Consider the following 23,204-nt stretch of genomic DNA (forward strand, 5'->3'; position numbering starts at 1 on the left):
GGCCGGTCCGGCCCTACCCCTGCCGCGGGTTCGGCTTGAGCACCGCGAAGACCGCACCCGCGGTGTCCGCCAGCCACGCGATCCTGCCGACCTCCGGCACGTCCGACGCCGGCATCAGCACCGAGCCGCCGTTCTCCTCCGTCTTCCGCGCGGTCTCGTCGGCGTCCGAGACCGCGAAGTACGGCACCCAGCTCGCCCCTTGGCCGCCCTCCTGAAGCGGGGCCGCCCCGCCGAAGGACGTGGCCTCCTGGTCGCCGTCCTTGAGGCTGAGCACCCGGTACGTCATCCCGGGCGCCTGCATCTCCGCCGAGCGCCAGCCGAAGAGGCCGCGGTAGAAGTCGATCCCGGCCACCGGGTCGGGGACGTGGAGCTCCACCCACACGAGGGTGTCGTCCTCGGACGCCTTCTCCAGCCCGCCCGGCCCGGTGCCCGGCTGCAATGCCGCGAACTGGGCCCCCTGCTGGTCGGTGAGCTGGGCCATCCGTCCCGCGTCCATGACGTCCATGGGGGCCACCCGCACCGTGCCGCCGCCCTGCTCGACGGCGTCGGCCGTGGCCTGGACGTCATCGGTCAGGAAGTACACCGTCCAGGCGCTGCTCGCGCCCTGTTCGGTGAGCGGGCCCAGTCCGGCAACGGTGGCGCCGTCCTTCTGGAACAAGCCGTACCCGCCGGCCTCGGGCCCCGCGGAGACCAACTGCCAGCCGAAGACGCCGCCGTAGAAGGCGGCCGCCCGCTCGGTGTCCGGACTGCCGAGATCGATCCAGCAGGGTGATCCATGGGTGAAATCTGTGCCGAGCACGTACGACCTCCAACGGTTCTGCGGGACCACCGCTGTGCAGCCCCGTACGGACCCCGCAACGATGCCCATGTCCGCCCGCCCCGCCCGCCGCCCCCGGCGCGACGGGCCGCCGGATTCACACTCCGGGGTGACACGCCTCTTCCCATCCGGCGCACAGCCGGACTGGCGCTCATGGGTGACGGGCCCGTCCGGTTGTGTGGATCTGCTCGGCCGTCGGTCCCAGCGGTCGACGCCGTCAACTCGACGCCGCACGATGGAGGTAGCGGCGTTCGTGCGCGGTGTGGCGTGCGGGGCCGCCGACAGAAGGAGGCCGGTCATGGCCGATGTCGGTTCCGCGGGAGTGCAGGGGGTTGCGGCGCGGGGGGCGGGTACAGACCTGGAGGTGGACCACACCCATGGGGAGACCCGGCCCTGGGAGATACGCATCGTCAAGCATCCGCCACGCTCCGAGTCCAGTCACTTCCGCGCCGCCAAGAAGGTGGCCAAGAAGATCCTCGAGGAGCTGAGTGCCGACGGGGCCGACGCGCCGTACGGGCCGGGCCCCTGGGAGATGCACCACGGCGGCAGTCTCTGGGTCATGACGGAGAGCGGCTGGCGGATGTACCGGGCCCGGGTCGGCATCGAGTGGAGCATGCAGTTCTGCGCCGACCCCGCGAAGGTCGAACGGCTCCGGCAGGAGGCCGCCGAGCTCGTGGCCGCGTTCCCGCTCACGCTTCCGGCCCTGGACGACCTCGGCTACCAGCGCGCCGATGACCTCCTGAACACCCCCATAACGGACGCCGACAGCGTCGAGGCCTGGACCGACGGGCTCTTCAACGCGTGCGTGCCGATGAGCAACCCCCACCACTCGGGGGTCCTGCCCAAGGCGGCCGGCGAACACCACTACCCCTGGCCGACCAAGTCCGCGGACTTCTTCAAGTTCGACGACTTCCAGCTCTGGGTCACCCTGCCCGACGACACCCACGTCGGTGTCGCTCCGGTGGGCCGCCGGGGTTCCGGTGACGGCCGTGTGCGCATCGTCCACGCCCGGCACGGCACGCCGGCCGGGGATGCCCTGGCTCAGGCGCAGCTGCGCCGCGAGATGGCGGTCGTCCCGCCGGACAGCCCCATCGCGCTGGCGGCGTTCGAGCAGCAGATCCCGCCCGGGGCGGACACCGCGGCCACCCCGCCCGCCGGTTAGGCGCGGAGCGATCATGTCGCGCAAGATCGTCATCTGCCTCGACGGATCGGGCAACCAGGTCGGCGCCCGCAACCCCACCAACGTGGTCAAGCTGTACGAGATGCTCAGGGACGACGACCCTGCCGCCCAGCTCCTCTACTACGACCCCGGCGTCGGCACCATGTCCTCGGCCACCGTGCGCGGACCGCTCGGCAGGCGGCTCTCCCGGCTCGGCGGCCTCGCCTTCGGGACGGGACTCAGGACCAACCTCGCCGAGGCCTACACGTACCTGATGCGGCACTGGGAGCCGGGCGACTCCGTGTACGTCTTCGGATTCAGCCGCGGCGCCTATACGGCCCGCGCGCTCGTCGGGATGCTCAACAAGCCGGGGCTCATGCGCCCCGGGGCGGAGAACCTCGTCCCCTACGCCGTGGCGAAGTACGCCTTCAACCAGGACATCGACCGGGCCCAGCAGGAGGTCGCGCGGTTCTCGCGCGCCTTCTGCCGGCACACCCACACGGACCCGCTGTGGGAGACGGTCAAGCGCAACGACCCGAAGCAGGTCTCGCGCTACGCCGTGCCGATCGCCTACCTGGGGCTCTGGGACACCGTGAAAGCGGCCGGCGTCCTGCGTCTGGGCAATCTGCGGTGGCCCTACACCCGGTCCCTGCCCAACGCCGCCCGCATCCGGCACGCCGTGTCCCTCGACGAGAAGCGCCGCCCCTACCGCGAGTACCTCGTCAAACCCCGGCCGGAGCAGGTCCGGGACACGCTCGAGGAGGTCTGGTTCGCCGGGGTGCACTCCGACGTCGGCGGCACGTTCGACCACGCGAAGGGCGACCCGCTGCTCTCCACGGTCACCCTCAAGTGGATCGTCGACGGCGTCCACGAGGACCTGCTCTTCCGGGCCGGCGCGTATGCCGAGGCGACGGCGCTGAACGAGGACTGCGTCGACGCCCCCGTCCACCGCAACGGCCCGCTCTGGTTCCTCGTGGGCAGGCGGCCCCGTGCCGTACCCGAGGACGCGGTGTTCCACGCGAGCGTCCGGCTCCGGCACCAGCAGGATCCGGCGTACCGCCGCGGCCTGCCCGACCCGGCCGACCTCGGCCGCTGGGCGGACCTCGACTGGACCCGATCGGTCGTCGGGTCGGCCCAGGACGCCTAGGACGCATAGACGCGGAGGGGGCGGGGCGGCGTTCAGCGTCCGAGGGAATCCAGCACGGCCTTCAGCTGGCGGAGCGGCTCGGGGCCGACGATGCGGAGGACGACCGTGTCCGCGCCCGCCGCGTTCAGCGCGCGGATGTCCTCGGCGGCCTCCGTCGGCCTGCCGGAGACGGTGAACACCTCCTCCTGCGGGCGGCCCAGCCAGGCGCCGTGGCCCTCGGTGTGCGGGTGCAGGGTCCGGGCCACCTGGTCGGGGTCCTCGCCGACGCAGCAGAAGGACAGCACCGTCAGCGTGTGGTCGGCGGTGGCCCCGCCCTTCGCCGTCAGCGCCCGGGTGTTCTCCAGGTCGCGCGGGCCGTGGCCCTCGGTGATCACCGTGCCGTCCGCGACGCGGCCGGACAGCTCCAGCGAGCGGGCACGGACCACGCCCGCGACCACGGGCGGCGGTTCGGCGGGCGGGTGCACGAGCTGGACGCCGTCGAGTCGCACCTCCCGGCCCTCCAGTTCGACCTTCTCCCCGCGCAGCAGCGCGCGCACGGAGGTGATCGTCTCCTCCAGCAGGGCCAGTGGTGAACGCGGCGCGACGCCCACCGACGCCATCCACCCGCGCACCCCGTGCCCGATCCCGGCCACGAGCCGTCCCGGGAACACCCGGGCCAGCGTCGCCAGCTCCATGGCCAGCAACGCGGGGCTGCGCAACGGGGCGGGGGTGATGCCGATACCCACCCGGAGGCGCTCCGTCGCGCCCAGCGCCACGGCCGCCGCCGACACCCCGCCGTTCCAGCCGAGGTCCTCGACCACCCACAGGTCGTCCACGCCGAGCGCCTCGGCCTGCCGTGCGAACCCGGGCAGCTCTTCCGGGGCCCAGTCGCGGTCGTACATCACGCCGATCCGAAGATTCGTCATGCCCTGGAACCTATGCTCCGGCCGAGGAATGGATCAATGCCGTATTCAGGGGCCCGCGCGGACTCTTCCTGATCTCGGTCACAGTAGTGACCACCAGCGCGGTTCCTGGTGTCCGCGCGGGATGATGGTCATCGGCGCGTCCGCGCCGTGACTGAGGTGGGAAAGGTGGGCCGGTGGCAGGGGATGCGCAGATCACGACGGCCGAGCAGGCGGCGAACGACGGGGTGGTGTTGGCCTTCGGCTGGTTGCAGGGGGCCGCGAACCGGCTGGAGTACATCCTGGGCCGGGCCATAGAGCAGGAGTGCGGGATCAGTCACCTGATGTTCGAGGTGCTGCTGATTCTGGGCCGGGCCGGCGGGCCGGGGATGTCGATGCGGGCCATCGGCCAGGAGCGGGTGCTGACCACGGGCGGGGTGACCCGGCTGGTGGACCGGATGGAGGCGGCGGGGCTGGTGGCCCGCGACGAGGATCCGGGTGATCGTCGGGGACGTCTGGTCAGGCTGACGCAGCTGGGGGAGGAGACCGTCGTACGGGCCGCCCGTCTGCATGTGGAGAACGTGCAGCGGCACTTTCTCGACGCGCTGCCGGCGGAGCGTCGTGAGCAGTTCACCCGCGACCTGCGGACACTGAGTCTGGCGGCGGGCGCGGCGCTGCCCCGGCTGCGCTGAAGGGCCCGCTGTAGCGCTGACCGAGCCGATTGAAGAAGGGGGCCCTGCGAGGAAATACCTGACGTGTCAGATACTGTTGTCTCAGGTGAATCCAGCACGGCCAGCCCGTCCCTCTCCCCCTCCTGGAAGGAATCACCATGAGCACCCTCGACTTCAAGGTCATCGACCTGGACTTCCCCGTCGGCGCCAAGAACAAGACCGCCACCCTGATCACCGGCGAGGAGCAGGCGTTCCTGATCGACGCCGGGTTCACCCGCGCCGACGGCCACCGCCTCGCCGCCGAGATCCTCGACTCCGGCAAGACACTGACCAAGGTCTTCATCAGCCACGCCGACCCCGACTTCTACTGGGGCGCCGAGGTGATCGCGGACGCCTTCCCCGAGGCGGAGATCGTCGCCACCGCGCTGGTGATCGAGCACATCCAGGCCGCCTACGAGGGCAAGCTCAAGGCCTGGGAGCCGGTCGGCGTCAACCGCCCTACCCGCCTGGTCGAGATGACCGAACTGACCGGTGACCTCACCTTCGAGGGCCACGTCTTCCAGCTCAAGGGCGGCCACCCCGGCCTGCCCGACCGCCACTACCTGTGGCAGGCCGAGCACCGGGCGATCGTCGCCGGCGTCCTGCTCTTCCACAACGAGCACGTCTGGGTCGCCGACACCGCCACGCCCGAGTCCCGCGCCGTGTGGACCGAGCTGCTGGACGAGATGACGGCCCTGGACCCCGCCTTCGCCGTCCCCGGCCACCGGCTGCCCACCATCACCCTCGACGCGAGCCCGATCGCCTACACCCGCGACTACCTCACCGCGTTCGAGGCCGAGTTGGAAAAGGCGGAGACCGGCGAGGCCCTCACCAAGGCGCTGGTCGCCCGCTACCCGGAGGCTGGCATGCTCATCGCGGCCCAGCTCGGCGCCAAGGTCGCCAAGGGCGAGATGACCTGGGGCTGATCCGTTCCGCCTCGCGTCGACTCGCTTCTCGTCGCCTCGGTCCGGTGCTGGGCACTCCCGGCACCGACCGACCGCCACACCGATCCCTCGCGCCCCTCACCGGAAAGACCACCGCCATGAACGAGACGACCGGCTTCCCCACCTCCACCGCCCCCGCCGACGTGGTGCGGCGCCAGTACCTCGCCTCCGCCCACGGTGATCTCGAAGCCCTGCGCGCCACGCTGGCGGACGACGTGGAGTGGACCGAGATGGCCGGCTTCCCGCTGGCCGGCACCTACCGCACCCCCGAGGGCGTCACCGCCAACGTCATGGAGCAGCTGGGCAAGGACTGGGACAACTGGACCGCCCATGACGACACCTATGTGGTCGACGGGGAGAACGTCGTGGTCCTGGCCCGGTACACCGCCACCAACAAGGCCACCGGCAAGGACATCGACGTCCGCGTCGCCCACCACTTCGTCGTACGCGGCGGCCGTATCGTCCGCTTCGAACAGTTCGTGGACACCGCGAAGGTCCGTGAGGCGATGACGGCCTGACACGTTCGGCTGGGGTGTGGGTGGTGCCGGCGTGCGTGACCGCGGACGTCACTCCGGTTCGCGCAGCGCGGTCCAGGTCTCGTGGCCCACGATGCCGTCGATGTTCAGGCCCTTGTCGCTCTGGAAGCCGCGCACCGCGGACTCCGTTCCGGAGCCGAATTCGCCGTCCACGCCGGAACTCCCCACGCCGTAGCCGCGCTTCGTCAGCATGCACTGCACCTGGAGCACGCGTTTGCCGCTGTCGCCCTGACGTGTGCGTCCGTTGCCCGCGTAGTGCGTGCAGTCGGAGATCCACGGCGGAGTCGCGGGCTCGGGGGGCGGCGGGCTGCTCGCGGACGCAGTGGTGTCGGCGGGGGCGCCGGGTTCGACACCCGGAGCGGAGGGCGAGCTGTGCCGGCCGTCGTCGGCGGCGTCGGAGACCTCAGGAACCTCAGGATCCGAGGCGCGGCCTTGGGTGTCGGCGGGGCCGCCGGCACCCTTGCCGGGCGCGCCCTCGGCGGACGGCCCGTCCGAGGGCCCGGGTGTCGGCGGGACGTCGGCATCACCGGGCACGGTGCCGACGGCGGTCCGCGCGCCGGCCCCCGGGGAAGAGGCGGCGGAGGGGGCGGTGGCGTCCGGACGAGTGGCCAGGAGGACCCCCGCGGCCACCACGCAGACGCTGATCACGGCGGCGACGGCCAGCAGCGGTTTCCTCCGCGCCCAGGCACCGGTTCCCGCCGGGCGTAACGGCTCCGGCGGTGCGACGGCGGCGGGGGCATCGGTGGCCGCGGAAGGACCTGTCGCCGCCGCCTCCGCCTCCGGCTGGTCGGCTGGGTGTTGGAGGCTGGCCCTCTGCTGGGCGGGCCGGTCGACGGAGGGCCGGAACGCAGTCCCCCGTTCGGCGGGCAGGGCGCCCGCGGGCCGGAACTCAGCATCCCGTTCGTCGGGCACGGAACCCGCAGATCGGAACCCGGCCTCTGGTTCGGCAGCCGGGGCATCCGCAGACCGGAACCTATCCCCCCGTTCGGCAGCCAGGGCGTCCGCGGACCGAAGGCGGCCCCCTTGTCCGTCGCGCCCGGCCCCCGCAGACCGAACCCCCACCCCCCGCCCCTCGCGCACGCCCCCCGCAGATCGAAAGCGAACCCCCCGTTCGGCAGGCAAGCGGTGCAGCGCCTCGTATGCTCGCTGTCGTGCCCGGACCTTGCCGTCCAGTGGCTCGGGCCAGCTCGGTGTGTCGGTGGAGTGTGCTCCGGCCGCGTCGATCAAGTCCTGTGCGGTGGGCCGTCGTTCGGGATCCTTGGTCAGGCAGGCGGACAGCAGGGAGCCGAGTGCGGTGTCCGTCGCCGAGATCGCACCGATCAGCTCCGCGTCCGGCTCTTCGAACGCCACCCGGTGCATGACGTCGACACCCGTGCCGTCGCCGAACGGAGCGCGCCCCGCCGCCGCGTAGACCAGCGTCCCGGCCAGCGCGAACACATCCGACGCCGCGTCGGACGTGCCTGTCCGCAGGTGCTCCGGCGACATGTAGGCCGGAGTTCCCACCCGGTTGCCCGTGCCGGTGATCGCGCTCGCGTCCGCGGCCTTCGAAATGCCGAAGTCGATCACATGCGCGCCCCGGACGGTCAGCAGCACATTGGACGGCTTCAGATCCCGGTGCACGATCCCCGCCTCGGCGAGGTCGGCCAGTGCCTGCCCCAGCTGCGCCATCAGCCGCCAGACCGCGGCCGTCTCCAGGGCACCGTCCTCCCGTACGGCCGCCGCCAGATCGAACCCAGGGAGGTACTCGGTGGCCATCCACAGCAGTTCGTCCCGGAAACCCGTGCCGCACAACCTCGGCGTGTGCGGCGTACGAAGCTTGGCGTGCACCGACGCCTCACGCTCGAACCGGCGCCGGAAACTGACGTCTTCCGCGTACTCCGGCCTGATCACCTTCACCGCGACCAGGCCGGGGCTGTCGTCTATGGGACGGGCCAGATAGACCCGTCCCATGCCGCCGCTGCCGAGCAGCGCCAGCGGCACATAGGGGCCGACCTGGCCCGGATCGACGGAGCGCAGGGGCGAGGCCCCGGTCTGCCGCAACGCGGCAGCCTCCCTCGTTGCCAAGTCCGGTGGCACCGGCCGCTGTTCTGACACGGATCCCTCGAAGTCAATTTCGCCGTACGCCAGTTCGGCTCGCAGAGAAGACGAGGCTAACCCAGTACCGGCGTACGTACAGGGTTTCCCTCACCTTCGTCGGCCGAGTCGCTCCGGGTCCGTCCACGGGCCTGCGGGGCTCCGCCCCGAGCTTCGGGGCGGAGCCCCGCGCCGCATGCGGAGGCGGGTCAGGGCTGGACGGGCTTGCCGCGGCCCCAGGCCCAGGCGAGGCGGTCGGCGCCGGACTGGTTGGTCGTGGCCAGCCAGGGGCGGGCGGGGTCGCCGGTCAGGGTCTGGAGTGAGTAGGTGTCGTCGGTGCGCAGACCGGGCCAGTAGACCGAGCCCATCTTGAGCTCGCGGAAGGTGTCGGTGACGGCCTGAAGGTAGTTGACGAAGTTGTTGGACGCGTCCGGCTTGTTGTAGTTGAGGCCGGTCGTCATCGGGGAACCGAACTCGTCCGCGACGGTCCGGTTCGCGCAGTCACCGATGCGCACCTTGAGGTCGGCCACCCACTGGTCGTAGGTCGCGTACTCCTTCCAGAACCCGTAGTGGTGCAGCGACAGGTAGGTGCCCTTCAGGCGCGGGTCGGCGCAGACCGAGGTGACGTGGTCGTTGTAGCCGGCGCCGCTGACGAACACGCGGTCGCGGGGGACCGAGGGATAGGTCGCCAGCCACTTCGCGGCTATGTCCGCCCACTCGGTGTCGGTGTAGCCGTGGGGCTCGTTCATCGGCTCGAAGTAGACCCGGCTGTCGTTCTTGTAGGCCTTGACCACGGTGTCCCACATGGGCCAGTAGGTGGCCTGGTCGTCGATGAAGCCGTCCTTCTGGGCGCCCGTGCCCTCCCAGTAGGAGACGATGACCTTGAAGCCCTTGGCCGACGCCGCGTCGATGACCCCGCGGTAGGACTTCCAGTAGGAGCCGTTGACCGTGTACGGGTTGATGGGCAGCCGGACGGTGTTGGCGCCCAGGTTCGCGCGGAACGCCGAGATGATCCGGCTCGCCTTGGTGTAGGTCTGCGCGTAGGTGTCGGAGAGCGACAGGCCCGACAGGACGACCGGGTCGTCGGCGAAGTTGTCGCGGGGGTCGGCCCAGTTCACGCCCTTGAACTGGGTCGTGTCCATGCGCGGCGCGGCGGCGGGGGCGGACGCGGAGGCGGGGCTGCCGGCGAGGGTCGTACCGCTGATCGCGGTGATCGCGACCGCGACGAAGGCGGCTCGCAGCCTGGGGGTGAGGCGGGTTCTGGCGGGGGACTTGCGCATCAGCTTGCCCTTTCAGGAGGTGGCGGCTCGACGCGGGGGAGCCGGGAGGGGGCCCGGGGCTTGGCGCGACCGCACCGGTGTTTGCGTAAACATTCATTCGAACAAGTGAGCGGTGTTTACGTAAACATCGCGGCGCCGGAATCGTGGCACCCGGCACACTGATCGTCAAGGTTTCCGGCGCGTAACATCGCGCGCCCGGTGAATCTTCACCAGCCCAGGTGGGTATGGCGGGGGCAACCGGTGGTCGCAACCGGTGGTCTGAGGAGGTCGTTATGAACCGTCAGATTCGTGTTCGCGTCAGCCGTCGGCCCGCGCCTGCGCGCGATGTGACGATCGACCGCAGGACGCCCTCCGGACGGCTGCTGCCGTACTGAACTGATGTCGGCGGAGGTGCAGGTCAACGCTCGTGATGCTGACGCGCCATCGCCGTACGCAGTGCCGTGCGGACTTCCTCCGGGGGCGGCGGGCCGTCGGCCTCCGTGCTGGCGGTGAGCGCCGAGGCGACCGTGCGCAGCTTGGTGTTCGAGAGCTGGGAGGCCTGCCTGAGGATGGTCCACGCCTCGTCGGAGGTGCAGGCCTGGGTGGCCATGAGGATGCCGCGTGCCTGGTCGATCACCGGGCGGGAGGCTATCGCCTGACGGAGCTGGTCGACCTCCTCCCGCAGCAGCTGGAGTTGCTCCGCTCGCTCCACGGCCACCGCGGAGGACGCGGCTGAACCGGGTTCCGGCGTCGGATCCCGCAGCGGGTCGGTGCTGTCCAGGCCCGCCAGCTCCAGGATCCGGCGCGGCTGGCCGTTCCAGTTCAGGGTCGTGACCGGTGTCCCGTACCGGTGGGCGTATTCGCCGAGGACCTCCAGGAACTGGAGGCCGGCCGTGTCCATGAAGACCACCTCGGTCATGTCCAGTTCGACCCGGCGGATACCGGCCGGCAGTTCGGCCAGCTTCTCGGCCAGGATGTTCGCGCAGCCGCGGACGAGTTCCCCGCGCAAAGCGAGCACCGCTCGGCCCGCGTCCCCCCGAACGTCGATGACCAGGGCGGCCGGCCGCCGCCCCGCTCGAGGTGTGTGTGCCGCTGAGGTCATGTCCCCGCCTTGTTGGTTCGGACAGTCTTCAGACGTTCGTCTCCGCCGGACTCCGGTCGTGAAGTCGCGCACTCGGTGGGTCAGTTGCGGGGGCCCGGCGGTGCTGACCATTCGCCTGCCCGCCGCACGGCGGACTACACACCGTCTCCAGGAATGTCAGGTGGCTCCCGGGGTATCCGCGCTCTCGTCCGGAAAGTCCGCAGAGGTTGGGGAGACTGGGGAGACGGTGTGGGTATCCGGTACCAGGAACCGCTCGGAGTCGTCGGCTCGGCGCCGGAGCTGAAGGTGTCCCCGCTCGCCGAGCCGAAGGGGCTGCGCGTGGCGGGAGAGGTCGGCCTGGCCACGCACGCGGTCTGGGAGCGCGCGCTGGAGCAGGCCGTGCGCGAGGACAGGGACGTGTATTACCTGGAGCTGTCGTCGGTGACGTTCGTGGACGTCGCGGGCGCCGGAGCACTCGCGGTGGCCGCCCAGCGGCTGGGGGACGGCCGGCGGATGGTGCTGCACCAGCCGCCGCCCGCCCTGCGACGCGTGCTGGAGATGTTCTGGCCCGACCTACCGTCGATCGAGGTGTCGATGTCATGAGTGCCGCGGCCGAACCGTTCAGGCCTTCCTGCCAGCGCGCTGAATCGTTCGAACCCCTTGAACCCCTCGAATCCCCTGAAACCCCTGAGACCCCTGAATCCCTTGAACCCTTTGTGCATCCGGCGCTGTTCTACGGGGACCAGCGGGAGTACCTCGCGGGCACCGTCTCCTTCGTGCGCGCCGGCCTCGTCGCGGGTGACCCCGTGGCGGTGGCCGTCCCCGGGGAGAACCTCGACGTCATCCGGGCCGGACTCGGCGCGGACGCCGACGCCGTACGGTTCCTGGACATGCGGGAGGCCGGGCGCAACCCCGGCCGGATCATCCCCGGCGTACTGCGCGCCTTCGCCGACGCCCAGCCCCCCGGCCGGCGGGTGCGGATCATCGGCGAGCCGATCTGGGCGGGCCGCAGCGACACCGAGTACCCCGCCTGTGTGCAGCACGAGGCACTGATCAACGCGGCCTTCCAGGGCCGTACGGTGAGCATCCTGTGTCCGTACGACACCCGGCACCTCGCACCGCGGGTCATCGACGACGCGTACGCCACCCACCCGACCGTCGTCCAGGCCGGCACCGGCCCGCAGGCGGACAACGGCGCCTACGCTCCCGACGCCGTCGTCGCCCGCTACAACGAGCCGCTGCCGTCCGTCCCGGACGTGCCGTCCTTCTCCTGCGACTTCGACGCGGACTCGCTCTCGCAGGCCCGGCACATCGCCACCGACGTCGCCGCGCGACTCGGCCTCACCGGCGTCCGACTTCAGGACCTGGCACTCGTCACGGCCGAGCTGACCACCAACAGCGTGGTGCACGGCGGTGGTTCGGGCGCGCTGCGGGTGTGGGCGGAGGAGGACCGGCACGTGGTGTGCGAGGTGCGCGACCAGGGACGGCTGACGGATCCGCTGGCGGGGCGCCGGCCCGCGCCCCGTGACCAGCGCGGCGGCCGGGGACTGCTCATGGTCAACCTGGTCGCGGACCTGGTGCGGGTGCACACGGCGGAGGAAGGGACAACCGTCCGCGTCTGGTTCGCTTGTTGATCGGGCCTCAGCTGGCCAGCGGGTCCAGCATCAGCGGCTCGATCTTGCCCTCCAGCATGTAGCCCAGGCCCTGGACGGCGCACACGTCGGGCCGTTCGGCGATGTGCACCGGCATGCCGGTCGCCTGCCGCAGCATCTGGTCGAGGCCGGGGAGCAGGGCGCTGCCGCCGACCATCATGATCCCGCGGTCGGCGAGGTCGGCCACCAGGTCGGGCGGGCAGTTGCGCAGCACCCTGCCGATGCCGTCGAGCACGGCGGTCAGCGGGGTCTCGATGGCATCGCGTACGGCGGCGGTGTCGACCTGCACGGAACGGGCGAGGCCGGTTGCCACGTCCCGTCCGTGGATCTCGGTGGAGGCCGGGCCCTGCGGGGTGAGGCCGTTGCCGGAGAGGGCGAGTTGCAGCGGCCGTACGGACTGGCTGGGCAGCATCAGTTCGTGCTCGTGGCGCAGGTGCTGCACGATCGCGTGGTCGACGGCCTCACCGCCGACCGGGATGCGCTCGGCGGTGACGATGGACCCGAGGGAGAGGACGGCGACCTGGGTGGCGGCGGCCCCGCACACCATGATCATGGTGGCCTCGGGCCGCTCGACGGGCAGCCCGCAGCCGACGGCCGCCGCGATCAGCGTGTCCACCAGCTCCACCCGGCGGGCGCCGAGCCCGACGAGCGTTTCGATCGCCGCGCGCTGGGCCAGCGGATCGGCGTCGTGCGGGGTGCAGGCGGCGGCGCGCAGGAAGGGCTTGCGGCGCAGGTTGCGGCGGATCTTGTCGCCGAGCAGATGCCGCAGCATGCGCTGGGCCATCTCGATGTCGACGACCGTCCCGCCCGACACGGGCCGGACGACCCGGATGTAGTCGGGCGTGCGCCCTGTCATCTTCTCGGCGAACTCGCCGACCGCGATCAGCGCGCCGGTACGGGTGTTCACGGCGGCGGCGGACGGCTGGTCGACGACGAGCCCGGCCCCCTTCACGTACACCCGCGTCCTCGCCGCCCCCAGGTCGACGGCGAAGTGGCAGCGGCGCAGCTGCTCCAGACTGGCGGTCATGGCAGGTCCTCCCGAGAGCACAGACCGTGCGGACCGCCGGGTGGCGGGCCTTACTGGCATGGTGCGGGGGCGGGGGAGGGGGCGCGTGTTGTGGTGGGCCGGGTGGGGTGCGGCTGAATGGGGGGTTTGCCTATGGTTGCCTGACGAGCAGTACCTCTCGTCAGGCCGAGTCGGTCCGGTGGACCAGGAGGTACCACCCTGTGCCGTCGTCGAACTGTACGAACCCGTCGGGGGCGCCGAAGACGCTGTAGTCCCAGAAGCTCGACAGGGCGATGATCGCCCGCGCTCCGGATGCGTCCAGCGCGGCGGTGACGAATCCGGTGTCCGCTCGGTCGCTCTGTTCCTCGGCTCCGTCGTACCCCGGCTCCGTCTGCGTGAAGAAGTCCACCCGGAGGCGTTGGAAACGGTTCAGGCGCGCCAGTCCGTCGTGCAGCCCTTCCACGGTGGCGCGGATCAGGCCGTCTGCGTCGTCGTATGGCCGGAGCACCACGGTGATGCCCTCGTCGTCCTCCGTCAGCCGCTGCACGTCAGGGCCGAGTCCGCTGTCCGCGAGCAGGCTCTCGACCAGCGCACGCAGTTCCTCCCGCGCGTCCTCGGGCTGCGGGCCGTCCGCGAACTCGAAGCGGGCGCAGTCGTGGTGGAAGATGTCCGGCACCGTCCAGCCGTCGTCCTCCTCCGCCGGCTCGTCGTACGCGTCCAGGGACTCCTGTGCCGACAGCGCGTCCTCCACCTCGAACAGGTCGTCCGGCTCGTCGTTCGCAGAGAGCGGGGTCTCCTCGGACGGCTCTTCGCGGGCGAAGCCGTACGCGGCGTCGATGTCGGTCTCGGTACCGGTGTCAGACCGCTCCTCATACCCGCTGTCGTCCGGCGCGTCCTCCGAGATGTCGCCGCCGAACTCCTCGCGCAGTTCCCGCCCCAGCACCAGCAGCTCGGGATTCTGGCCGCCGGACAGCTCGTACTCCTCGTAGGCCTCCAGGGCTTCCTCCACACGGCCCTGACGTCGGAGGGCGATCAGGTACAGGCGGCGGAAGTCCTCGCGGGCCGGGTGGGTGCGCAGGAGCTCCGCGAGGGCGGTCGCGGCGCGCTCGAACTCGCCGCGTTCCAGGTCGAGTTCGGCGCGGGCCCGGTGCAGGCCGAGGCGGAGTTGCTGGAGCCGGGTGCGGGCGGTGCGGGCGGCGGGGCCGGGGACGTCGGCGAGGGGGTCGCCGCTGCGCCAGAGGGCCAGGGCCCTGTCGTAGAAGGCGCGCTGCCGGGGCGTCAGTGCCACCAGTCGTTCGCACTCGATCAGGTCGACGAAGTCGGCGCTGGTGTGCAGGGCGTAGCCGTCGGGCAGGGTGGCGAGGGCGCCGCGGCCCAGGAGAGCGCGCAGTGCGGACGCTTGGCGGCCCAGTTCGGCCATGGTGTTGCGGGGCGCCTCGCCCGGGCCCCACACGCCCGCTGCCAGCTCGTCATTGGTCACCGTGCGGCCGTGCTTGAGCAGCAGCATGGCGAGCATCGGCCGGAGGTCCGCGGGGATGAGGAGGTCGCCGCTTCGGCCTTCCACGGTCAACGGGCCCAGGAGGTAGTAGAAACGCTGGTCGTAGGACTCCTGCGCCAGGCGCGCGGCCTCCAGGGCGATGAGCTGTTCCACGCCCTTCATCTGGGTGTTGAGGACCCCGGAGAGGAGTTTGCCGAGGGCCGTCGCGAACGGCGGCCTCACGGTGTCCGGCAGATGGACGAGGTCATCGGGGCGCACCGGCGGCACCAACCGCGAGGTGCCCGCCGCGAGTTGGAGCAGCAGCTCGGCCAGTGCCCGCAGGTCCTCCGCGCGTCCTTGGGCGCCCGAGGTGCGACCCGGCGCGAACTGGCTGAGCTTGACCGTGCCGTCCGGCAGGAGCACCACCCGCGACATCTCCAGGCCGCCGTGGGTGACGCCGGCCGTGTGGCAGGCCAGCAGAGCCCGCCCGAGTTGCTCCCCGATCGACAGCAGCAGTGGGGGAGGCAGGCGGTAACCGTTCGGCCCCGCCAGCGAGTTGAGGGGGATGCCGGTCAGGTACTCCATGACGACGTACGGCGTGTCGTCCTCGATGCCGAAGTCGTGGACGGTCACGACGCCGGGGTGTTCGACGCTCCCGAGGATCCGCGCGTCCCGTAGGAACGCCTCCCGTCGCTCCGGGTCGGTGATCGGCCGGTGCAGCCGCACCGCGACGGTCCGGTTCGCGTCCGTGTCCCGGGCCCGCCACAGCGCGCCATTCGGACTGAGCCGCTCCAGCAACCGGTAGTGACCTCCCACGCCCGGCGGAACGGACACCGGAGTCTCGACCGCCTCGACCTCCCCGCCCAGCTGCCGCACACTCTCCGCACTGACCGTCGCGAACGCCTCCTCGTCCAAAGCCGTACGCCGGCCGCCTCGCGCGGGAGTCGACGCCCGGAACTCGCCCGGTGCGGCCCCGGCCCGCTCGTCGATCAACCCGCCCACCCGGGCCAGCAGTTCGGTGGTGCGACCCCGGGCGGTGCGGGGCAGACCGCGCAGCAGCAGCTCGCGCACCCCCGGCCGGAAGGCGTACGAACCGGGCGGGCCGGCCGCACCCGTGAGCATGCCGCTGAGGATCACCTCGGCGAGATGCTGGGGGCGTGGGCGCGGTTCGAGGGCCGCGTGGATCAGGCGCATGACCGGCAGGTCGGGGCGCCCCAGCGCGAGATGGCCGGCCAGCCGGAACGCCTCCGGGGAGGCCGACGCGCGAAACCGCAGGACCAGATCCTCGGCGGACAGGCCGGTGACATCCCCGCGGTCACCCGGGTGTACGGGCAGCGACCGGCTCAACCGGGCCGCCGAGCCGGGAAGTTCCTGACCTCCGGGGGCCGCGATCAGCCTCGCCCAGTTCGCCAGCCAGCGCGGGCCCGGCTCGAGTACGGGCAGCGGCAGGAAGCCCTCGGGATCGTCCGGGCCGTCGTCCCGCTCGTACGGAGTGAAGGCGAGCGTCGCGGCCGGGGCCGCCGGATGCGGCGCCGACAGGCGGCCCGGTGTCGCCGGCAGGGCCGTGTCCCGCCACAGGTGTTCCGGGAGGGGCTGTACGACGGCCAGGGGCATCCGGTGTGCCCAGCGGCGCAGCGTGCCGTACCAGAGGGTGGCGGCGGGGCCCTGCCGCCACTGCGGGCCCATGCAGTCGCTGATCAGGAGGGTGGCCGTGCGGCCGTCGGCAGGGATGTGGGCACCGTGGTGGCGCACGGTGCCGTCCGGCTCGGCGCGGTGCAGGCTCACCGTGCGGAAGATGCCCGACTGGGCGAGCGCCGTGTGCAGTTCGCGGATCAGGGGGCGCCAGACCGGCATCGTGGGCCCGGCGTCGTACACCAGGTTCAGCCGCAGCCAGCGCTCCTGTGCGGGGCGCAGCACCGGCAGCCACCACTCGGGGGCCGCGCCCAGGCGGGCGATGCGGTCGGCGGTGGCGCGCTCGTCCAGTTCGAGGCGGTCGGGCGCGTCGGTACGGCGTTTGAGCGGGCGCAGGGAGCGCTGGAGGGCCAGCGGGTGGCGCAGCATCGGGGGCGCCGGGGCCAGGAGCGTGGCGTGCGGCGCGGTCGATGGGCGGGGCGTCCGGGCCGGGGCGGGCAGGTGCAGCGGGGCGCGGGGGGTTTCCGGGGGCGGGGAGGGGGCGTCGGCCGGCTGCTTGTGCGGGGGTGGTGGCGGTGTCCGCACGGGAGGTTCGGGAGGCCGTACGGCCTCGGCGGGGGGTTGTGGCGCGGGGTCGGACGGGGGCTCCATGTGGCGGGCCAGCCAGAGGAGTTCGGCCAGTTCGAGCGGGGTGGGGCGCGCCCCGCCGGCCGCCTCGGCCAGGACGTCGGCCAGGCGGACCAGAGGTGTCCTCCCGCGTCGTCCCGGGCGATCAGAAGGCATCGGTCTGCGGAGCCTCGCCCAGATAGGGCATCAGCTGCTCCGCCAGCTCGTCGAGGGACTCGGCGGCGAGGTCGGAGGAGCGGGCCAGGTAGATCGCGTTGAGGAGCTGGTCGGTGGCCAGGTCGCCACCGCCCACCCGGGACAGGAACCGGCTGATCAGGGTCTGCGCGTAGGTGTCGGGCTCCTCGTCGAAGTGGGCGCGGACGATGTCGGCGAGGTGGCTGTCGTCGGGCTGCCGCAGCCGCAGGGTGACGCAGCGGCGCAGGAAGGCGGGCGGGAACTCGCGCTCGCCGTTGCTGGTGAGGACGACGAAGGGGAAGGTCCGGCAGCGGACCCGGCCGCGCTCCACGGCGACCCGGCGGTCGGCGTCGTGGATCATCACCTCGGCCGTGGGTGTGTCGCGGGCGGTGCGGATCAGCTCAGGGATCTCGTACTGGCCCTCCTCCAGGACGTTCAGCAGGTCGTTGGGCAGGTCCAGGTCGCTCTTGTCGATCTCGTCGATGAGCAGCGCGCGGGGGCGGGCGTAGGGGAGGAGGGCGGTGCCGAGGGGGCCGAGGCGCAGGTGGTCCTCGATGCCGGCCTCGGCCGCGGGTGCGTTCCTTGCCGCGTACAGGCGCGAGAGCGGGTCGTACTGGTACAGGCCGTCGTGGAGGGTGCTGCGGCTGGTGATGTTCCAGCGCAGGACCGGGCCGAGACGCAGCTCGCGGGCGACCGCGTAGACGAGCGAGGACTTGCCGGTGCCGGGCGGGCCGGTCACCAGCAGCGGACGGCGCAGGTACAGGGCGGCGTTGACCAGCTGGACCGTCTGCGGGGTGGCCCGGTAGGTCTCGGCGCGGTGGGTGCGGTCCGGCGAGACGGCGGTCGCGTCCGGCGGGTCGATGACCGGTGCGCCGTCGAAGGCCCGCCAGGGCGGGGGCGGCGGCAGTTGGGTGATGCCGTCGTGCGGCTCGTTGGTGCCGGTGTAGACGGGCCACAGGGGCATGGATCTTCTCTCCGTGACGTGTATGGCCTGACGTGTATGGCGGCGGCTCAGGCGACGGGTGAGTGCAGGCCGGCGACGGGCTCGGGGAAGCAGCGGGGGTCGTCCCAGAGGAGTTGTACGTCCCTCGCCCAGTGCCGGTCCGGGTCGTCGTCCGCGGCGGCGGTCTCCCGCAACGCCATGACGTGGCGCGGGAGTTCGGCGGGCGGGACACCGGCGACGGTGGCGGCGAGCTCGTCGAGGAACGCGGCGCCGGAGCAGGGGCCGTCGTGCGCGGTGTCGGTGCAGCCCGTGCGCGGCCACAGCAGGACCGGCACCGGGGTGTTGAGGCCGACCTCGAAATGCGACCGCCCCGTGCCGGGCGGGAAGGAGAAACCGGCCAGGTCGGCATCGTCGTCGCGCAGCCGCTTGCGCAGGCTCGGCGGCCGTTCCCGGATGCCGCAGTCCACGCGGTGCAGCCGCGCCCCTGGACAGGCGTCCAGCTTCTGCCACTTCTTGGCCAGCTGGTGGCGCAGCCGGCCGCTGCGGTGCCGGGACCGGTCCACGACGACGAGGGGATAGGCGCAGCCCAGCGGTGTGGCGTCGTCGGCGCCGCACTCCCAGTGCGCCACCGGCTCGTTCAGCCACTCGCGGGGCAGCACGAACGTGAGCAGTTCCTCCGCGCCCGGGGCGAGCTGGGTGAACGCCTCGTCGATGCGCTCCTGGACATACGCCTCCACCGCGGTGCGGGGCAGGCGGTGCGAGCCCACGCGCCGGCGGTGTCCGTCGCGGTAGGCGGACACCTCGACGGTGAACTGGTCGGGGCCGGCGCCGCTGTGGTCGATCTCGACGAGGATCGGCGACCAGGCCGGGGTGGCCGGCCGCACGGGCGGCGCGTCCAGCAGTTCCCGCAGACGGTCCGCGAAGGCGGTCACCGCCTCGGTGCCGGGGACCTCCCACTGCACGTACCCGGCGGCGGCCCCCAGCGAGGCGAAGCCGCCCTCCGGCAGCGGCGGGCCGAAGGGTCCCACGGCGGCCACGTACAGCCGGTTCGGATCGCAGTCCACTCCCTCGGCCACCGCCCGCCGCACCAGGGTGTACAGCCGGCGCACCGCGTCCGGGCGGTGCTCGGAGGTGGGGACCAGTTCGCACAGCTCGGGCCAGTAGCGGACCATGACCTGGGTGGGCAGCATCCGGCCGACCCGTACGTCCCGCGCGCCCGCGACCGTCGACACCATGCCGACCACCCTGCCGTCCGCGAGGGTGGCCGCCGCGCCGCTGAACCCGGGTGCCAGGGGCTGCCCGTGGGCCGTCACGGCCTCCAGCTGCCGCCATTCGTCCGAGACCAGCGCGCCGGGCACGGCCTGGTAGCGGGCGAGCATGCCCTCGTCGTAGCCCTTGGGGAAGCCGTAGGCGACGAGGACGGGGGCGTCGAGTTCTGGTCCTGGGCCGCCCAACTCTTCGATAACTGAGCCGAGTTCGGTGTCCGGAGGCGCGAACTGCGCGGGTTCCAGCGGTACCTCGCGGTCCAGTTCGAGGACGGCCAGGTCGCCGGGGTCGGCGGCGTCGCCCGCCCAGCCGCCGTGGACGGCCACAGTGGCGGTCACCGGGCCGAGCTCCCTGCTGTTGGGGAAGGTCACCGTCACCGCCGACGTTCCGCTCCACCGGACGACGTGGGCGCAGGTGAGCACGCGGCGGGGGGAGACCAGGAAGCCCGCGCCGACCTCTTTCCCGCACACGATCCGGGCGTGCCAGGCAGCGCTGTTCATGACCGGTCGCCGGCCTCCGGGTCCGACGAGGACCGGCCGGGTGACCAGCTGAGTTTCACCACCAGGTGCCCCTCCGCCGACCCTTTGGCGATCACGGCCCCGCTCTCCGCGCTCAGCTTCACGCCGAATTCGAGTTCCACGGAGTCCGGCTTCAGCGCGCCGTCCCGGAAGACCCGCAGCGCCGACTCGGCCGCCGCCCGGACCCCGTCGAGCGCGCCCTCGAAGGTGCGGGCCGCCCGGTCCGGTCCGTCGCCGCGCGCGGCGAGACGGGCGCCCGTCTCGTCGTCGACGCCCTCCACGACGACCACGGCGCCGTCCTCCGTCTTGAACTCCGTCAACCCGTCCATGGCCCCGCTCGCTCCCCCGTGGTGTGTGTGGGCTTCTGCGAACTCCATTGTTACGGACGGTGCTTGGAATGTCGCGGGTTCCTCTCCGTACGCGGACGGCTCGCTCTCTCTCAGGCCTCAGTCCTCAGTCGTCGGACCGGATCACACCCAGTTCCGCCAAGTCCTGGGGGCGGATGCGGAGTTGGTCGGCCGTCGCCTCGACCTCCTCCGGCGGGCGCTTCAGTATGGCCGCGGCCAGCTCGGGGGCGATGACCGAGAAGTAACTGTCCGGTGTGGCCCAGGTGTTGCCGGGGGCGGCGAGGGCCAGTGCGCCCCCGGAGCCGCCCTCGCCGATCAGCAGGGTGGTGATCGGGGTGCGCGCGGCGGCCACCGCGTGGAACACGTCCGCGATGGCGGCCCCCGCGCCCTGCCGTTCGGCCTCGGCGTCGTTCGCGGCGCCGGGCGTGTCCACCAAGGTCAGCACCGGGATGCCGAGCCGGTCCGCGAGGCGGATCAGGCGGGCGGCGGTGCGGTAGCCGGCGGGGCGGGTCGCTGTACCGGTCTGGGCGGCGTAGGCCACGGTACGACCCTCGCGCTCGCCGAAGCCGCACAGCATGCCGTCGGGGTCGGTCCCGCCGCACCGGTCGCCGCTGATCGGGAGACGGTGAGTGAAGTAGGCGTCCAAGTAATGTTCGGCGCGCGGGCGTTGACGGGAGCGAGCGCGCTGCACGGCGGCCCAGCCGGTGGGCGGGAAGTCCGTCGCGCCCAGGGGTGGGGGGACCGGAGCGGGGTCGGTCGACGGAGCCGACAGCAGGCGGAGCCATCGGCCAAGTGTCGAGCGCAGTTCCTCCGGCCGTACCACCGCGTCCGCCGAGCCCGCCGCCACCTGCGCCTCGGCCGTGTACGCCGCCCGGTCCGCGTCCGGTGGCCGGACCCGGGAGCCCGCGAAGCCGACCTGGGCGCCGGGCAGCGCGAGGATCACATCGGCGCCGGCGCCGAGCGTGGCCCAGCCGCCGCCCGTCGTCGGGTCCCGCAGCACCGCGATCTGCGGTAGGCCCGCCGCGCGGGTGAGCGCAGACTGCCGGGCCACGCGCTGGAGTTGGGTGAGCGCGAGCATGCCCTCCTGCATCCGGCTGCCGCCGGTGGCGACCAACGGGACGACCGGCAGGCGGTGTTCGCGGGCGTAGGTGTACGCCGCCTCCAGCCGGTCGCCGGTGCGTTCGCCGAGCGAGCCGCCGAGGAAGCCGAACTCGAACGCGATCAGTACCGCCCGGGTGCCCTCGACGTGTGCGGTGCCGCAGACGACGGACTCCGTCTCGCCGGTGCGCTCGGCGGCGCGGGCGCGCGAGGCGTCGTAGCCCTGCCAGGCGAGGGGGCCGTCCGGCTTGGATTCCCTTGCGGGGTAAGGGAGTTCGGTGAAGTCGTCGGTGACGGTGGCGAGGGTCTCGCGGGCGGTGGGGCGGTCAGTCACGGGTCAGCGCCCGCTTCATGATCTTCCCCATGTCGTTGCGGGGGAGGGCCCCGAGGTAGTGGACGACTCGGGGGCGCTTGTGCGGGGCGAGGCGGCTCGCCACGTGATCCGCCAACTCCTCGACAGTCGGCGGTGCTTGGTGATCCGCCGGGACGATCCAGGCCACGATCCGCTCGCCCAGGTCGGCGTCCGGCTCCCCGGTGACCGCGGCCTCCCGCACCGCCGGGTGTTCGAGGAGCGCGTTCTCGATCTCGCCGGCCCCGATCTTGTAACCCCCGCTCTTGATCAGGTCGGTGGCCTTGCGGCCGACGATGCGGACGTAGCCGTCGGGGTCGCGCACCGCCATGTCCCCGGTCCGGAACCAGCCGTCGGCGGTGAAGGCGGCGGCCGTGGCGTCGGGCCGGTTGAGGTACTCGGTGAACAGGTTCGGTCCGCGCACCTGGATCTCGCCCACGGTTTCGCCGTCGTACGACGTGATCGGCGCCCCGTCCTCCTCCACGAGCCGCAGCTCGACCCCTGGGAGGGGAACGCCGACGGTTCCGGCGCGCGGTTCGCCGTCCGCCCGCACGCTGGTGTTCATCAGGGTCTCCGTCATGCCGTACCGCTCGATGACCCGCCGGCCGGTCGCGGCCGTGATGCGCTCGTGGTCGTGCACCGGCAGGGCGGCGGAGCCGGAGACGAGTACCCGGGCCCGGCCCAGTGCCTTGGCCAGGTCCGGGTCGTCGGGCAGGGTCTGGGCGATCCGGTGGTACATCGTCGGGACGCCGAACAGCATGGTCGCGCCGTCGTGCAGCTCGCGTGCCACGCCCTCCGTGCTGAACCGGCCCAGGTGGCGGACCGAACCGCCGCGCCGCAGCGGGCCCAGGATGCCCAGGACCAGGCCGTGGACGTGGAACAGCGGCAGCCCGTGCACGAGGACGTCGTCGCCGGTCCACTGCCAGGCGTCGGCGAGCGCGTCCAGGGTGGCGGCGACCGCGCGGCGGGGGATGACGGCGCCCTTGGGCGGGCCGGTGGTGCCGGAGGTGTAGACGACCAGGGCGGGATCGTCGTCCGCGGATGCCCTGTCGTGGTCGTGGGGGGCGGGTTCGGTGGCCTGGACCTCGACGTCGAGGCGCTCCAAGTCCCTGAGGGCAAGGGGGAGTTCGTCGCCGGGTGCGGCGAGCACGAGGGCGGGCGCGCTGTCGGTGAGGATGTGCCCGAGCTCCTTCTCCCCGGACTTCGGGTTGAGCGGCACGGCGGCGACGCCGGCCTCCAGCGCCGCCACCACGGCGACCGCGGTCTCCAGTGCCGGTGTCGCCCAGACGGCCACCCGGCCCGCCCCGCCGATCCGCGCCGCCAGGGCACCGGCGGCGGCGCCGAGCTCGCCGTACGTCAGGGACCGGTCGCCGAACCGGAGGGCGGGCCGGTCGGTACGGCTGCCGGTCAGGGCGGGGAAGAGAGAGGACACGCGTGTTGCTCCTTAGATGTCGCTTTGAGTGTCGCCGATTGCCGCTGTCTGTGGCTGTCTGTGGTTGTGCGCGGTG

General features: G+C 72.4%; 19 protein-coding genes. 7 read left to right on the plus strand and 12 right to left on the minus strand.

Annotated elements, in window-relative coordinates:
• Positions 1 to 13: 13 nt before the first annotated feature.
• Entirely contained in the window at positions 14 to 799 is a 786-nt protein-coding gene (locus AB0I77_RS02645; protein WP_363280432.1) for a VOC family protein, read from the minus strand.
• A gap of 316 nt (positions 800 to 1,115) precedes the next feature.
• Here AB0I77_RS02645 and AB0I77_RS02650 point away from each other — a divergent pair, with 316 nt between their 5' ends.
• On the plus strand, positions 1,116 to 1,979 hold the full coding sequence (locus AB0I77_RS02650; protein ID WP_363280433.1) for a DUF6424 family protein: 864 nt from the start codon (positions 1,116 to 1,118) through the stop codon (positions 1,977 to 1,979).
• Positions 1,980 to 1,992: 13 nt separating this feature from the next.
• The gene (locus AB0I77_RS02655; RefSeq protein WP_363280434.1) at positions 1,993 to 3,123 is read left to right on the plus strand and encodes a DUF2235 domain-containing protein; all 1,131 of its coding nucleotides are present in this window, start codon (positions 1,993 to 1,995) and stop codon (positions 3,121 to 3,123) included.
• A gap of 32 nt (positions 3,124 to 3,155) precedes the next feature.
• Here the strand turns inward: AB0I77_RS02655 and AB0I77_RS02660 are convergent, their stop codons facing one another.
• Complete coding sequence (locus tag AB0I77_RS02660) at positions 3,156 to 4,028, minus strand: LLM class flavin-dependent oxidoreductase (protein WP_363280435.1); 873 nt, start codon at positions 4,026 to 4,028, stop codon at positions 3,156 to 3,158.
• 173 nt (positions 4,029 to 4,201) lie between these two features.
• On the opposite strand from AB0I77_RS02660, the gene AB0I77_RS02665 reads away from it, so the two are divergent.
• From AB0I77_RS02665 to AB0I77_RS02675, 3 genes are all read left to right on the plus strand, one after another.
• Positions 4,202 to 4,696, plus strand: coding sequence for a MarR family winged helix-turn-helix transcriptional regulator (locus tag AB0I77_RS02665; RefSeq protein ID WP_363280436.1), 495 nt, complete (start codon positions 4,202 to 4,204; stop codon positions 4,694 to 4,696).
• 137 nt (positions 4,697 to 4,833) lie between these two features.
• Entirely contained in the window at positions 4,834 to 5,640 is an 807-nt protein-coding gene (locus AB0I77_RS02670) for an MBL fold metallo-hydrolase (RefSeq protein ID WP_363280437.1), read from the plus strand.
• A gap of 116 nt (positions 5,641 to 5,756) precedes the next feature.
• On the plus strand, positions 5,757 to 6,176 hold the full coding sequence (locus AB0I77_RS02675; RefSeq protein ID WP_363280438.1) for a nuclear transport factor 2 family protein: 420 nt from the start codon (positions 5,757 to 5,759) through the stop codon (positions 6,174 to 6,176).
• A 48-nt stretch (positions 6,177 to 6,224) separates the two neighbouring features.
• Here the strand turns inward: AB0I77_RS02675 and AB0I77_RS02680 are convergent, their stop codons facing one another.
• The 3 genes from AB0I77_RS02680 to AB0I77_RS02690 all read right to left on the minus strand — a co-directional run bounded on the left by AB0I77_RS02680 (position 6,225) and on the right by AB0I77_RS02690 (position 10,628).
• Positions 6,225 to 8,234: a protein kinase gene (locus AB0I77_RS02680; protein WP_363280439.1), complete on the minus strand. Its 2,010-nt coding sequence runs from the start codon at positions 8,232 to 8,234 to the stop codon at positions 6,225 to 6,227.
• Positions 8,235 to 8,476: 242 nt separating this feature from the next.
• Positions 8,477 to 9,547 (minus strand): cellulase family glycosylhydrolase, encoded by a 1,071-nt coding sequence (locus tag AB0I77_RS02685; RefSeq protein WP_363280440.1) that lies wholly within the window; start codon positions 9,545 to 9,547, stop codon positions 8,477 to 8,479.
• A gap of 397 nt (positions 9,548 to 9,944) precedes the next feature.
• A complete protein-coding gene (locus tag AB0I77_RS02690; RefSeq protein ID WP_363280441.1) occupies positions 9,945 to 10,628 on the minus strand; it encodes an ANTAR domain-containing protein in 684 nt (227 codons plus the stop codon).
• A 228-nt stretch (positions 10,629 to 10,856) separates the two neighbouring features.
• Between AB0I77_RS02690 and AB0I77_RS02695 the strand changes: the two genes are divergently transcribed.
• A complete protein-coding gene (locus tag AB0I77_RS02695; RefSeq protein ID WP_363280442.1) occupies positions 10,857 to 11,210 on the plus strand; it encodes an STAS domain-containing protein in 354 nt (117 codons plus the stop codon).
• 113 nt (positions 11,211 to 11,323) lie between these two features.
• Positions 11,324 to 12,241 (plus strand): sensor histidine kinase, encoded by a 918-nt coding sequence (locus AB0I77_RS02700; RefSeq protein ID WP_363280443.1) that lies wholly within the window; start codon positions 11,324 to 11,326, stop codon positions 12,239 to 12,241.
• Between the two features lie 7 nt (positions 12,242 to 12,248).
• Here the strand turns inward: AB0I77_RS02700 and AB0I77_RS02705 are convergent, their stop codons facing one another.
• The 7 genes from AB0I77_RS02705 to AB0I77_RS02735 all read right to left on the minus strand — a co-directional run bounded on the left by AB0I77_RS02705 (position 12,249) and on the right by AB0I77_RS02735 (position 23,128).
• Positions 12,249 to 13,286 carry a rod shape-determining protein gene (locus AB0I77_RS02705; protein WP_363280444.1) on the minus strand — a complete coding sequence of 346 codons (1,038 nt, stop codon included), beginning with the start codon at positions 13,284 to 13,286 and terminating at the stop codon, positions 12,249 to 12,251.
• A 160-nt stretch (positions 13,287 to 13,446) separates the two neighbouring features.
• On the minus strand, positions 13,447 to 17,157 hold the full coding sequence (locus AB0I77_RS02710; protein ID WP_363280445.1) for an SAV_2336 N-terminal domain-related protein: 3,711 nt from the start codon (positions 17,155 to 17,157) through the stop codon (positions 13,447 to 13,449).
• On the minus strand, positions 17,147 to 18,139 hold the full coding sequence (locus tag AB0I77_RS02715; protein WP_363280446.1) for a MoxR family ATPase: 993 nt from the start codon (positions 18,137 to 18,139) through the stop codon (positions 17,147 to 17,149). Before AB0I77_RS02715 ends, AB0I77_RS02710 begins: the two co-directional genes overlap by 11 nt.
• 47 nt (positions 18,140 to 18,186) lie before the next feature.
• Positions 18,187 to 19,884 (minus strand): trypsin-like peptidase domain-containing protein, encoded by a 1,698-nt coding sequence (locus tag AB0I77_RS02720; protein WP_363280448.1) that lies wholly within the window; start codon positions 19,882 to 19,884, stop codon positions 18,187 to 18,189.
• A complete protein-coding gene (locus AB0I77_RS02725; RefSeq protein WP_363280449.1) occupies positions 19,881 to 20,231 on the minus strand; it encodes a CU044_2847 family protein in 351 nt (116 codons plus the stop codon). Before AB0I77_RS02725 ends, AB0I77_RS02720 begins: the two co-directional genes overlap by 4 nt.
• Positions 20,232 to 20,355: 124 nt before the next feature.
• Positions 20,356 to 21,681 carry a carboxyl transferase domain-containing protein gene (locus AB0I77_RS02730; RefSeq protein ID WP_363280450.1) on the minus strand — a complete coding sequence of 442 codons (1,326 nt, stop codon included), beginning with the start codon at positions 21,679 to 21,681 and terminating at the stop codon, positions 20,356 to 20,358.
• Positions 21,674 to 23,128 carry an acyl-CoA synthetase gene (locus tag AB0I77_RS02735; protein ID WP_363280451.1) on the minus strand — a complete coding sequence of 485 codons (1,455 nt, stop codon included), beginning with the start codon at positions 23,126 to 23,128 and terminating at the stop codon, positions 21,674 to 21,676. The genes AB0I77_RS02730 and AB0I77_RS02735 overlap by 8 nt, the downstream gene beginning before the upstream one ends.
• Positions 23,129 to 23,204 lie beyond the last annotated feature (76 nt).

Origin of the sequence: Streptomyces sp. NPDC050619, from assembly GCF_040654815.1 — a bacterium.
Classification (GTDB): Bacteria; Actinomycetota; Actinomycetes; order Streptomycetales; family Streptomycetaceae; genus Streptomyces.

Bases quoted from the DNA above. Each gene is read 5' to 3' on its own strand.
- AB0I77_RS02650 (WP_363280433.1), top strand. From the start codon at position 1,116: ATGGCCGATGTCGGTTCCGCGGGAGTGCAGGGGGTTGCGGCGCGGGGG.
- AB0I77_RS02655 (WP_363280434.1), top strand. From the start codon at position 1,993: ATGTCGCGCAAGATCGTCATCTGCCTCGACGGATCGGGCAACCAGGTC.
- AB0I77_RS02660 (WP_363280435.1), bottom strand. From the start codon at position 4,028: ATGACGAATCTTCGGATCGGCGTGATGTACGACCGCGACTGGGCCCCG.
- AB0I77_RS02670 (WP_363280437.1), top strand. From the start codon at position 4,834: ATGAGCACCCTCGACTTCAAGGTCATCGACCTGGACTTCCCCGTCGGC.
- AB0I77_RS02675 (WP_363280438.1), top strand. From the start codon at position 5,757: ATGAACGAGACGACCGGCTTCCCCACCTCCACCGCCCCCGCCGACGTG.
- AB0I77_RS02685 (WP_363280440.1), bottom strand. From the start codon at position 9,547: ATGCGCAAGTCCCCCGCCAGAACCCGCCTCACCCCCAGGCTGCGAGCC.
- AB0I77_RS02690 (WP_363280441.1), bottom strand. From the start codon at position 10,628: ATGACCTCAGCGGCACACACACCTCGAGCGGGGCGGCGGCCGGCCGCC.
- AB0I77_RS02705 (WP_363280444.1), bottom strand. From the start codon at position 13,286: ATGACCGCCAGTCTGGAGCAGCTGCGCCGCTGCCACTTCGCCGTCGAC.
- AB0I77_RS02710 (WP_363280445.1), bottom strand. From the start codon at position 17,157: ATGCCTTCTGATCGCCCGGGACGACGCGGGAGGACACCTCTGGTCCGC.
- AB0I77_RS02715 (WP_363280446.1), bottom strand. From the start codon at position 18,139: ATGCCCCTGTGGCCCGTCTACACCGGCACCAACGAGCCGCACGACGGC.
- AB0I77_RS02720 (WP_363280448.1), bottom strand. From the start codon at position 19,884: ATGAACAGCGCTGCCTGGCACGCCCGGATCGTGTGCGGGAAAGAGGTC.
- AB0I77_RS02725 (WP_363280449.1), bottom strand. From the start codon at position 20,231: ATGGACGGGTTGACGGAGTTCAAGACGGAGGACGGCGCCGTGGTCGTC.